This is a genomic window from Sphingobacterium sp. GW821-FHT03E03, from assembly GCF_059420745.1.
Genome location: NZ_JBWKUH010000007.1, coordinates 87,571 through 99,820, shown reverse-complemented (window position 1 = coordinate 99,820; position 12,250 = coordinate 87,571). Strand labels below are relative to the sequence as shown.

Below are 12,250 nucleotides of genomic sequence, written 5' to 3'. Positions count from 1 at the left end.
AAGCCGGTAATTATTCTTAAAAAAATATTGTCTTCTGTTCTGCCATCTATACAACCAAAACTTTTACTATCTTTATTCTACTTAGCCAGAGTTATGATAACGACAAATAAAAAGCCATCTGGATGGACTAGATGCAACCAAGACAATTTGTTAAGATCAGCTCAAAAACATATTGACAATACTATATGAGCTTTTTAAATTTCTTAAAAGGACAACATAAATTAAAACAGATTGATGTTAGTGAAGACCAGGACTTTGTTGATCTGCAGTTAACGATAACCAAAAACTGGAATGATGAAAACCTAAATCATATTATCCAGGCAAAGGGGCTGTGGGGGGAAGAAACAGTCGGTATAGAAATCTCATTTCGACGCGATATGAAATTGGGTATCGTCGACACAGAAGTAGACAAGAAAAGATTTTATCGAGAAGGGATCAACTTCTATTCCATCGGGGAATTGAGTGATAATTTTGCTAAAGCTTTAAGTAGCTTATTTAAAACTGAGGCCAGCTCTTTCAAGATGCTTGACACTGTAGGCTCCACAGCATTTGTACTTAGTGGCCAACCAGAGTATTTTGACGAAGAGTATATAAAAACAAAAATTTTCTTCGACGATACAAACGAAAAAGATAGCTATGCAGAATGGTATGTGAATATTGACCTAAAAAATAGAATTCTTGAATTAAGGGAAAAGGATCAGGAGTATCGAAAAAACATCATTAATGTGTTGACAAATAACTAGCTTTTCGATAATTTAGAAATTAGTACATGTCTATTCAGCTATTAACATTTGAGTCTGACTCCTATTCTATTCGTCAGTTATTGGAAAGCGAATTCGAATATTATAAATCAATTCGTCTAGAAGCAATTCAAACGGAGCCCACCCTATTTCGCTGGAGCGATCCAGCAGAAACAGATCTGTCCGATTTGGACTGGCAAGAGCGTATAAAATATCCCCGGATTGTCTTTGGACTTTTCAAAAAAGACGATCTGATCGGGATGACCAGCATGTTATTATTAAACGATACTGAAGCATATTTTGGGCAATCTTTTATTCGTCCCAAACATCGCGGACAAGGGCTTTCAAGTCTCTTGTACAAAATTAGAATGGCCTGGGTCAATCCAAAGCAGATCAAAAGGCTCATCATCAGTCATCGGGAAATCAACACGATTTCAAAAAAAGCGATCCTACGTGCAGGTTTCGAATATAGTCACCGGGAACTCGTGCATTGGCTGGACGGCACAACTGGCTACTCATTGTACTACCGCTTAGAACTTTAATACAAAGTTAATCCGATTTCGGAAATCGCACGACAATAATTATATCATTCGATTGAAAGCATATTGCGAACAAAAAGAACAAACTTCCTAAATAGTTGTTGGGTTAGTCCCGTCTTTTTGATAAAGTGTGCTTCTGTAAGTGATACCCCATTTAGCTATTTCATCAATAATGGGGCCTAATGTTTTACCACAATCAGTAAGCTCATACTCCACAGTAAGCGGCTTGGTATTCAAGACGGTTCTTCTGATAAGATGGTTCATTTCCAGATCTTGCAGCTCTTTGGACAGCATCTTTGCTCCAATCCCATCAACTTCCCTTAACAATTCCATAAAACGTAGCTTTTCAAACAACATTAATGTACCAATAATGTGGAATTTCCATTTACCTGCCAAAATCTCCATGCTATCATTTATCGCCAATATCCGCGTTTTACAGCCGGTGGAGGAACTTGATAGTGCTTCCTTTTTCATTTTACTTGATCTCCTTCTATTAATTACAAAAATACTGAATTACAGCGTCACAGCGTACTATCTTTTTGGAAAGTAGTTTCTTTAAGGAAACTAATACCAAAAATAAACTATCTATAATCTACCTTTGTATTCATAAATTAAAATGGCATGATTGATGCCGACGATACAGAACAATACAAACATCTTATTAAAAAATAAAACGATTAAAAAATGAAAAAACAATTAATCTCGGGTTTAGCCCTTATTTTGTTATTCGCTTCATGTCAAAATGCAACTGGAGACAAAGCTAAAACAACATCAGCGCAAGAAGTGACTGAACAAAAAGGACAGACTTATACTGTAGAGGCTGACAAAAGTACACTAAAATGGACAGGTTACCACAAAGGTGGTTTGAATCCAAGATATGGTGTCTTAAAAAGCGATGGTACACTTTCAGCTGAAAACAATGCTATCACTGGTGGATCTTTCACGATTGATGTCAATTCAATTGTAACAGACAGTGCCTCCGTAGACCCTACGACTGCAGGTGGTAAAAAATCAACAGATTTGGATGCACACTTGAAAAGTGCGGACTTCTTTGACACAGCGAAATACCCTACAGCTAAATTTGAAATCACCAAAGTTGCTCCATTTGATGCTGCTCAAGGAAAAAGCGTTGTTGCTGATGCTACAAACACTGTCAGTGGTAACTTGACAATCAAAGACAAAACAGTAAACGTAACATTTCCTGCTAAAATTACTTTCAATGGCGAAGAAGTTACTTTTTACTCTAAATTTACGATTCAAAGACAAGATTGGGGACTTACCTACGGTACCGAAGGTAATCCTCAAGATTGGATGATCGCACAAAATGTTGACATTGAACTTAATGTTACAGCGAAAAACGCAAAATAAGATTTCTAATGGCTGATACAGCCTCCTAGAATTCTGGCTATAATCAAGTTGGCTTACAAAAGAGCCAACTTGATTACTCTTTACCCTATTCGCATCCTTAACCTACCAAATCCGTATTATTCCCCATCCTGATCCACCAATTCCATTTTCTTCTTTAGACGTTGTTTTGCTTTTTTGATTGCTTCGGTAGATACACAGAGTAGTTCACTCATGCTACTGTTGTTTAGATCCAATTTTTGTAGAGCAAGTATACGCAGATCGTTATCTGTTATTTTTGAATAGTTTTGTTTCATTTGTGACAGATAACCCGGATGGACCTTATCAAAAACATGCTTGAATTTTAGCCATCGTTCATCGGTCATGATATGTGTCTGCAACATTGCATTTAAGCTGTCGGAAACCTCAGCCATGTAAGCAGGATTTTGCACTGACACCTTCACAATCTCCTGTCGGAGCTGTTGAATAGTTGTGTCATTTTGCTTGATCGTATTGGTAAATTCGCCAAGGGAATCTTTTAAAATCAAAAGCTCTTGATCGAGTAATTGCCTCTCGTAACCAAGCTTGAGCCGGTCTTTTTCAAGAAGGGCATTTCTCATTTTGATTCTTGCCTTTGATCTGTTGATTAAGAGCAATACAATCGCAAACACCAAAATCAAACAGACCCCAATAAATTGATATGTCCGTTTGGTGTGAAGTCTTTTTTCCTCAGCAGATTGGATCGTTCGATTATATCGCTCAGTCTCGCTTTGCCAAAGAAACCTTTGGATCTCTTTATCATTTATTCTTTTTTCTAATGAATCTTTTAATATCAGATAGACATGCAATTGTTTAAGTTCTTCCTCTTTTTGATTTAAACCACGAGCAATATCAGACAACAATTTTGAGGCCTCCATCTTATATTTCAGGAAATAGGGTTTTTCCTCCATCAGGCTTATGCTGGTTACAGCATGTTGCTTGGCCAGTTTCCATTCCTGAAGCACAATATACCAACTTGCCAGATTAAGGTTTGCTCGCATGGCATCCTTTCGTTCGTCAAATCGCATAGAAAGATCGATATTCTTCCGAACTAAGGCAATTGCTTTTTGCCGATCGCCTGCTTTCCAGGCCTGATCTGCTAGATTACCGGAGATAATGCCAATCCATACCGAATCTTTAGCCAATTTCGCTTCCGACATCGCTCGATTGAAATAAGTAACAGCCTGATGATTAAGCGAATCATTTGCTAGATACACCGCAATGGCATTGATTAGATCCACACGTTCTCTTGATGCTGATTTCGAAAAAGGCAATGCTTCCTGTAAGAAATCAACGGCAATACTATGATCTCCAATATAACTATAAAAATTCGCGATGAATTGGTAATGCTTAACTACCAATGGTATTTTTTTGATGTCAATTTTGGATTTTAAATCATTTGCACGCAAGAAGAATGGGAATGCTTCCTTTACTTTCCGATAGACATAGTTATAGTAGCCCTGTCGTGTATTGCCTATCATTTCCAATTCAATATTAGGATGCTCTTGAAGCAATTGCTCTGCAAGCCGATAGTATTGATCAGAAACATCATTAGTCCGATCAAACGCAATCGAATACCCATCTGCCATACGCATATAATATCCCCATTTCAGTATATTATTATGTTTCCTATCGGCGAGCGTTAGAACAGGAGCCAGCGTATTTTTCAATGCAACAGTATCCTTTCCAAAGTTAGCTGGAAATTGAAGGACAGCTTCCAACTGAAGAACGGGGTCTTCAATATGCGCTATTTTTTCTATAGATTGCCCAACGGCTATATTCGTACTTTTTATCGTCAGAATCGCTAGGGACAATATACAAAATAAATAAATTTTCATTTTTAAAAAGGTCAAGTTTTTATTAAAATGGCTAACGGTAACAGGCCAAGTCGTAATAGATTTAATTTCCAGATCTGCCCTATTAAAATCTGACATTACCCAAATACAGTTGGAACTCCCAATAGTTATCGGAATGACTTCATTATTTATTTAGCAAAATGGTTAATATAGACTCATAAAGCGAGGGTATAGCCCCCGATTCACTGTCGTAAATATACAATTTATCTAAGTAAGAGATCAATGCCATTTTGTTAAAAAATTGTTAGCTCATTACTTTTTTCTAGGATTGGCGGTATATCTGTCTATTTTATACCATTATCGAAATGTGTTTATATTTGTATATGGAGATATCAATACGAAAAGGAATATTAAGCGAATTGCCCCAAATAAAGGAACTATTTGCGGGAACAATTGCTTCAGTATGTCAGATTGATCATAATGCAGAACAAATCGAGGTATGGAAATCTTCGATCAATAACATTGAACGATGGAATAATTTAATCAAAAATCAATATTTTATCGTCGCAGAGATAAACAAACAAATCGTAGGTTTTGCTTCATTGGATCATGGCAACTACATCGATATGTTATACGTACACAAAGATTTTCAGCGACAGGGCATTGCACAACGGTTATATGACCACTTGGAGCATAAGTCTAAATATTCAAATATGGAGACGCTAACAGCAGATGTCAGTAAAACGGCTAAACCATTTTTTGAACGTAATGGTTTTACAACAATTGTCAGACAGGTGCAAGTTCGGTCAGCGGTTGAAATTGTCAATTACAAAATGCAAAAGACTTTTTAACATCGACTGGTCTAGCTGAATATCAAAACTTCTCACCATATGCTATGATTTCGGTTTCCATAAGCAAAAGCTGGTGTTCAGCATTTTTTAATCGTGCGGTCGCCCTGCCATTTTGGGTATCCACGATAATTTCCATCTCAGCCTTTATATTTTTATCGCGATCAAAAAAAGCTTTGAATTTTTTAAAAACATCCGTTTCATCAAATTCAAAATTTACAGCACAACGGTTTTGATTTTTATCATACCATTTGATATATATATGCTGTGGAATTCCCCTTTTTTCAACTGTTACATTTTGTATTCTTTCATCGAAAGCAAAACGTTCAGCATTAAAATACTGAAAAATAACATCATACGTTTTTATTTCTGGAGCGATCACAAACTTTGGATTCCAGGTATAAGCTGTCCTCAGTTTATTCCAATAATCATCAGGAACAGGTTGATTTTTTTTTGCTATTTGTATTGCCAAAGGGATGATCATTGTATCTGTCAAGACCTTATTGCGCCACTCCTGATTAAATAAATCACCATAAACCAGCTCCTTACTATCAGAAACCTTCTGGCCAAAATCGATTTTCTTCGCCTGATAATGACCTATTTCGACCTGACGATACCCCGATCCTCCAGCCCATATTACCAGTCCTCCACCAGGTGCAAACCCGAAAATAATCTTGTCATAATGCTCCTCAACATCACTAGTTGCCCTTCTTTCTACATAGGGTTGTTTAAAAAGTGTAAGCAATTTGTTATAATCTATTGCGTCATGGAATTGGTAGAAAGCATTCTCTGAAAACGAATACCAAGTAACATCAATTGCCTTGGGCAACGACATCATACTTTTATAGGTTTCGGCCCCTGCCTCCCCCCATTTTGCATGATAATTCACTGTATTTCCCTCACTAAATGTAAACTCATAATCCTCATCTTTCGGGAAAATGAATGTCCCTTTGTAGAGTTGTACCGGATAACCTGTTGGATTACTCATTGCACCAGCCCATTCAAATCGACCTTCTTTTAAATTATCTGCCTGATCTCGCCGCTCCCGTTCAGCTTCCCTAACCTCACGGCCAACAGTCGAAAAAATAGACACAAGCACACTAATTAAAATATAGCCCAAAAATGTTAGTATCAACGCTGTCCACGATCTTAAGCCCCAAACGAACGTAATGCTACTGAACAAACTCAAAAAAATACTCAAAATTAAAATCAAAGGGAACATTTCCAAAATTACTCCTCCTAGATCAGCATATATCTTGTGTTCATATTCGTCGCCTAGTGTACTGACAAAAAGCAACACTGGTAACAATGTGGAAAATAAAAAGTAATATAAAAAACTATAAATACCTTCAAAGACAATATTGGGTTTGTCAAATACATTGAATTTTTTTCGAAGCTTATTAAAATGAAAATAAATAAGGGTAATTAAAAGAAAATAGGGCGAAACACAGAATGCCCCATAAACCAAGTTCATATCAGCATCTTGCGTTAACAACATTGCCAATAATCCCAAAATAGTCACAACAAAGGCTGAAATTGTAGCTTTAAGAACCATGTATAGATTTTATTATTTATTGATCATAATATATAGCGGTATCCTGTCTACATTTTGCTTCAAATTTACAATTTGAAAAACAAGAACAACTTTACTCAAAAGTAATAAGAAATGAAATTATAAATACACAACAATTCATATTCAAAGCAAACCAATGCATATTCGTTCTATTTTTTCATACTACTTAAGAACGCTATGCTCGCAATGCTTAAAAAGAAAACGGATCATTTTGCTATCTTAGCCCATGAATAGAAAATACGAGTTATGCATTTGACGATTAGACCCGCACAACAAGATGATGCCGCAGTTGTACCTGAAATCATGTTACAGGCGATGGAAGATATCATTTTTCGTTTTATACAAAAAGAAGACAAAAAAGAAGCAATACGTTTTTTAACCGATCTTTTTCAACAAACCGAAAATCTATATAGCCATGAAAATACTTTTGTTGCTGTAGATCCCGAAGGCAATGTTATGGGATCATTGACGGGATATGATGGAGATCATTTTATTGCGCTACGACAACCAATCCTGGAACTCATGCAAAGACAATACGCCAATGATCTAATTCCTGAACCGGAAACAGTGGGACAGGAATTTTATATAGATTCTGTTGCTGTATCCACTGCTGCCAGAGGTCAGGGTCTAGGAACTGAGCTATTGAAACATGCGATAAAACATGCTAAAAATCAAGGTTTCAAACAAATAGGCCTATTGGTTGATTTAGATAATCCGAATGCCAAGAAGCTTTATGAACGCCTTGGTTTCACATTAGGAAACAAAATGCCTTTCGTTGGTGGGGAATACTATCATATGTATATTCAATTTGTTTAGGTTAATCTACAACATCTAGTTCCTGAAAAACATCAACATTATTATTCAAATATTGGTTTCTTCCAAAATACCCAAATTGTTAACTCAACAAATTGGTCAAAATAGAGTCCAGAACAATTTGATAGTCTATCTTATTTATAAATACCACAAAGATTAATATAAAAGATCTAAAAAGGAATTCTTAAAATTCCCTATTTTTGCACAGATTAACATGAAAAATCAACTTCATCGGCAACTCCGTATTTACAGATATGTTATCTATCGGGAAACGTTAATAGATCCCTGGGAACATTTCTGGTCTTTTATCGGTGCATTCGTAGGCATATTTATCATCGCTTTTATTCAATCACTTCATTTCCCACCACTGGAGAATGTTTTCCTGATCGGATCATTTGGGGCCTCCTCTGTTCTGGTTTATGGAGCTATACAAAGCCCACTTGCGCAACCTCGAAATTTAATCGGTGGTCATGTGGTTTCAGCGATAGCTGGAGTTACAGTAGCACAGCTACTCCCCGATATCATCTGGCTCACTGCCCCCTTTGCTGTAGCCCTGTCTATCGTATGCATGCAACATACCCGCACATTGCACCCTCCGGGAGGAGCGACCGCGCTAATTGCAGTAAGTAGCGGAACCAAAATTTCTTCCTTAGGGTATTGGTATGTATTGAGTCCCGTACTCTCCGGCTGCCTGATTTTATTTATAGTAGCACTTATTTTTAATAATATCACCAAAAATCGGCACTATCCTGTTAAAAGATCACGTTTACGGCGTTCACGGCGACAACATCTAAAATCACGATTTGAACGAACCAAAGGGACATCAACCTAATCTGAATTAGCTAACTCTATTGTACTATTCCCACAGTCCGCATATCCATCTTGCTAATTAGTAGACATTCTTATTTACGTCGATGTGGGATATGTTCCATTTCTCGTGGACTCTTTTCCACTGTTCCTTCTTTTTGTCTGCCGGCACCAAATTTCCAACTAAAAGAAAGACTTACTGATCTGTTGTAATAATTGTTGGATGTTGTACTTCTGAATGAAGGTGATACAGCCATATTCCTTTGTTTCATAGCTCGTTGAAACGGATTACTTACTGTCAACACAATACTGGCTCTATCATTCCAAAGTTCCTTTTGAGCAGAAAATCGATAAGACCATTCGGCCGTATTTCGTCCCTGCAAAGTCACATAACCATTACTATAGTCTCCTGAAATCTGAAGACTGTAACCTTTAGACAGACCATATGAACTGCTGAGATTAGCAGCATAAAACCCGTTGCTATTCCTTACCTGTAACGCTGGGCTCCTAAACCAGACATAATAGAGTTCCAGTCCACCATTGAGCATCCAATTCGGTTGCAGTTCCATGGATAGATTGATCTGTGTACCCAAACGTTTATTTGTCGCAATATTACTGGGTGTAGTACGTGAAATTCCGAGACTGTCGACGACAGTAAGCTGCTCTATCGAATTATTGTTAGTACTATAATAGACACTACTATTCAGATTAAAACCAGATGCTGCACTGTAATTGTGTCCCAATTCCACTACGCGAATCCGTTCAGGTCGCAATAGCGGATTTCCCGAAAGCAGATTTCGCGGGTCACTGGCGTTGACATAAGGATTGAGATCCCATATCCACGGTCTACGTATCCGCTCTGTATAAGCGAATTTGAGTTCATGATGGTCATTTACCTTTTTAGCGACTAACAGGCTAGGCACCCAGTTGCCGAATTTAGATTTAAATGAAGGCGTGGAACTCCTGAAATCAGCCCCCAATACTGTCGTCTCAAAACGAATCCCGGGCCTAATTGTCCACTGATCATCGGTTTCGATTTTTAAACTCATATAGCCCGCCAATATCGTACTGTAGTAATCCATTTTATCCGACCGGGATAGGATTTCGACCAACTCTTCACTTCCCGGATCATGTTCATTATTGAAAACAGTGTAAAGACTACCGGAATTACTTCGCTTCAATTTCATTCCCGTTTCAATGACATTTTTCCCGGTCGCATCTATCGGGTGCGTATAGTCTGCCTGAACATCAAAGTCCCAAGAGTCACCTTTATTTGGTCCTTTCTCCTTAAAAGAGCTTACCCCGGACATTTCTTTTTGACTGGTTATGTATTCCGATCTATCGTTTGATCGGGCGGCCAGCCCAATGATCTGCAACTCCTGTGACTTGCGTCTAAATTTTTTGAGATAATTCAGCGAGAGCTCATAATACTTTACCGAATTCTGCTGCTTACTAAACTGATTATATTCAGCATAGGTATTTCCATCCTGATACAAGTTGTAAAGTGAACTACGCGCAGGCCAACTGCCATACCAATAGGACAGGTCTGCGCCAATTTTTTGCGAGCTGTCTGGGCGGTATACAAATCCTAGACTTGCAGACGCCCCCCTATCCTTTTCAGTTGCATCATTGTGCTGTAAAAGTTCTCCGACCGATACCCCATTGGATAAGGAGGTTCTTTGCAGGGTAGACCTGTTTCGTTCTCGTTCAGCATTCATCGTTGCATTAAAATTGAAATCAATTTTTTCAGTAGTCATAGACCAAGAGCCACTTCCAGATTGATCCAAGTTACCTAAACTAACATCCAAACTTCCATGTGCTCCCCTGATGGATTTTTTTGTGATAATATTAATAATACCAGCAGCTCCTTCAGCTTCATATTTTGCAGATGGCGAAGTAATTACCTCAACAGATTTAATAGAACTTGCGGGAATCATTTTTAAGGCATCTTTCAAGTTCTTAGCCATTATTCCAGAGGGGATACCATTAAGCAGAACTTTAATATTCGTATTCCCGCGCATCCGCAATTCCCCATTACTCCCTACCGTTAGTAGAGGAACTTTCCGCAATAGATCTACAGCCGAACCGGCTTTATTACTGATATCAGAGCCCGCATCATAGATCAGCTTATCACTTTTATAGCGTATCGGCTTTCGCTTCCCTTTCACAACAATTTCCTCCAAGGATTGAAACTGACTGACAAGTCTGACCTCCAATACCTTTGATGAAGTTATCGACTTAGACAGATGACTTTCATATCCCACATAAGTCACTAAAATACTTGGACTCTCAGTCTCCGGCATAACGAACTTAAATCCGCCTCCCAAATCGGTAGTGACTGTCTGTAAAACTTTTCCCGCAGAAATCAGAGAGACTGTTGCATGTTCGATCGGAAGGGCATTGCTCGCATCGACAACTTTCCCTTTAATTTCATAAACGGCATTTTTCCCAACTTGATGCTGAGCATATAAAGAAGGTAAACATAGGATAGACACAAAAAGAATAGCAATTGAAAAATGCTTCAAAACACGGAACATATTGTTTATATTAAATACAATACAAAACAATAAGACTATGTTCTTTTTAAAAAATTTTAATGAGGAATAAGGTGAATAAAAGGCCAAACAACCTTCATCATCAAATTAGTAGCTTTTGTCATTCTCTTTTGGGTAGAGATTTAACAATTGCCATCGTCCATCAGCCATACAGTTGACTAATTGATCAGATAATATGGATGAACGATGGCTGGTCGAAAAAAATACTTCCGTATGTAAATATTAAGCACCTGGAAATTTACTCATATCCATATAAAATATCTCCCAAGTGTGGCCATCATAGTCTTCCACCTTTCTTAACTGCATAAAACCATGATCCATCATCGGCATTGGTTCTATTCCTCCTGCCGCCAGCCCTTTGTCAACAATTTCATTTACCCGATCCAGACTCTCCACAGAAAGAGCAAATAGTCCAGCGATATGACTTTTTGTATCGGCTATGGGCTTATTCGTAAAGGATTTAAATTTATCATGTGTCATGATCATGACAAAAATATGTTCACTCCAGACCATACATTTAGCATCGTCATCACAAAATTGTAGATTTACTTCAAAACCCAATTGAGTATAAAAATCCATTGATTTGTTGACATCCGCCACAGCGAGATTAATAAATACCTGTTTCATCTTTTTAAATTTTTAATTGCTATTGATAACACAAACTTGCGCATTATGGTTTACAAAAATCTTAGCATAAGACAATAAAATTCGTACCTAATCAAAATCTCATATTAGTTGGCAGAAAGAAGCTACAAAAGCTATATTTGTCTAAATGTTAAGTATAATGTTATCATTTAATTATTAAACATGATCATCATAAGAACCTTCGGCGTTATTTTGCTCTTGCTAGGTTTATTTCTCGCATACGGATTGTCCAAAGACAGTCGACTGATGCTCTTTGGCAGCAAAATTAAAGCCGATGTCATTGGAATAGACAGTGTAAAACACAAGCGTTTCGGATACCTACACTATCCGGTCCTCCAATTCAATTATAAGCAAAAACAAGTTCGTCTGGTGAATGATTTAAGTAGCATTAACCCTCAAAAAGTACCTGCTCATATGGAAATATATTACAAGGAAGGTATCGGTATAAGTAATGGTTTTACTGTTATATATGCAGTCTTTTCCATTATAAGCATCATCATGATAATCTTTGGCATCATAGCCCTTCGCACCAAACACGTTCGTTAACTTAT

At 37.5% G+C, this 12,250-nt stretch carries 12 protein-coding genes; 7 read left to right on the top strand and 5 right to left on the bottom strand.

All coding sequences use genetic code 11. The annotated features are described in order from the left end of the window. The first annotated feature begins 185 nt into the window (after nt 1–185). Together AC07UV_RS10865 and AC07UV_RS10860 are read left to right on the top strand one after the other, a co-directional pair. Complete coding sequence (locus AC07UV_RS10865; RefSeq protein WP_282256046.1) at nt 186–743, top strand: hypothetical protein; 558 nt, start codon at nt 186–188, stop codon at nt 741–743. 26 nt (nt 744–769) lie between these two features. Then, nucleotides 770–1,282: a GNAT family N-acetyltransferase gene (locus tag AC07UV_RS10860; protein ID WP_495183730.1), complete on the top strand. Its 513-nt coding sequence runs from the start codon at nt 770–772 to the stop codon at nt 1,280–1,282. 87 nt (nt 1,283–1,369) lie between these two features. Here AC07UV_RS10860 and AC07UV_RS10855 read toward each other — a convergent pair whose 3' ends face one another. Then, nucleotides 1,370–1,753 carry a winged helix-turn-helix transcriptional regulator gene (locus tag AC07UV_RS10855; protein WP_495183729.1) on the bottom strand — a complete coding sequence of 128 codons (384 nt, stop codon included), beginning with the start codon at nt 1,751–1,753 and terminating at the stop codon, nt 1,370–1,372. 210 nt (nt 1,754–1,963) lie between these two features. On the opposite strand from AC07UV_RS10855, the gene AC07UV_RS10850 reads away from it, so the two are divergent. Then, nucleotides 1,964–2,647 carry a YceI family protein gene (locus tag AC07UV_RS10850; RefSeq protein ID WP_120258966.1) on the top strand — a complete coding sequence of 228 codons (684 nt, stop codon included), beginning with the start codon at nt 1,964–1,966 and terminating at the stop codon, nt 2,645–2,647. Between the two features lie 116 nt (nt 2,648–2,763). Here AC07UV_RS10850 and AC07UV_RS10845 read toward each other — a convergent pair whose 3' ends face one another. Beyond that, nucleotides 2,764–4,500 carry a tetratricopeptide repeat protein gene (locus AC07UV_RS10845; protein WP_495183728.1) on the bottom strand — a complete coding sequence of 579 codons (1,737 nt, stop codon included), beginning with the start codon at nt 4,498–4,500 and terminating at the stop codon, nt 2,764–2,766. A gap of 341 nt (nt 4,501–4,841) precedes the next feature. Here AC07UV_RS10845 and AC07UV_RS10840 point away from each other — a divergent pair, with 341 nt between their 5' ends. Next, complete coding sequence (locus AC07UV_RS10840; RefSeq protein ID WP_495183727.1) at nt 4,842–5,309, top strand: GNAT family N-acetyltransferase; 468 nt, start codon at nt 4,842–4,844, stop codon at nt 5,307–5,309. Nucleotides 5,310–5,331: 22 nt separating this feature from the next. Here the strand turns inward: AC07UV_RS10840 and AC07UV_RS10835 are convergent, their stop codons facing one another. Then, entirely contained in the window at nt 5,332–6,861 is a 1,530-nt protein-coding gene (locus tag AC07UV_RS10835) for a DUF2931 family protein (RefSeq protein ID WP_495183726.1), read from the bottom strand. A gap of 264 nt (nt 6,862–7,125) precedes the next feature. Between AC07UV_RS10835 and AC07UV_RS10830 the strand changes: the two genes are divergently transcribed. Beyond that, nucleotides 7,126–7,695 (top strand): GNAT family N-acetyltransferase, encoded by a 570-nt coding sequence (locus AC07UV_RS10830; RefSeq protein WP_495183725.1) that lies wholly within the window; start codon nt 7,126–7,128, stop codon nt 7,693–7,695. 211 nt (nt 7,696–7,906) lie between these two features. Further along, nucleotides 7,907–8,524: an HPP family protein gene (locus AC07UV_RS10825; protein WP_120258970.1), complete on the top strand. Its 618-nt coding sequence runs from the start codon at nt 7,907–7,909 to the stop codon at nt 8,522–8,524. 70 nt (nt 8,525–8,594) lie between these two features. On the opposite strand, the gene AC07UV_RS10820 is transcribed toward AC07UV_RS10825, so the two are convergent. Together AC07UV_RS10820 and AC07UV_RS10815 are read right to left on the bottom strand one after the other, a co-directional pair. Beyond that, nucleotides 8,595–11,024 carry a TonB-dependent receptor gene (locus tag AC07UV_RS10820; RefSeq protein WP_495183724.1) on the bottom strand — a complete coding sequence of 810 codons (2,430 nt, stop codon included), beginning with the start codon at nt 11,022–11,024 and terminating at the stop codon, nt 8,595–8,597. Nucleotides 11,025–11,276: 252 nt separating this feature from the next. Further along, complete coding sequence (locus tag AC07UV_RS10815) at nt 11,277–11,681, bottom strand: VOC family protein (RefSeq protein ID WP_120258972.1); 405 nt, start codon at nt 11,679–11,681, stop codon at nt 11,277–11,279. A gap of 180 nt (nt 11,682–11,861) precedes the next feature. Between AC07UV_RS10815 and AC07UV_RS10810 the strand changes: the two genes are divergently transcribed. After that, entirely contained in the window at nt 11,862–12,245 is a 384-nt protein-coding gene (locus tag AC07UV_RS10810) for a hypothetical protein (protein ID WP_495183723.1), read from the top strand. The last annotated feature ends 5 nt before the right edge of the window (nt 12,246–12,250 follow it).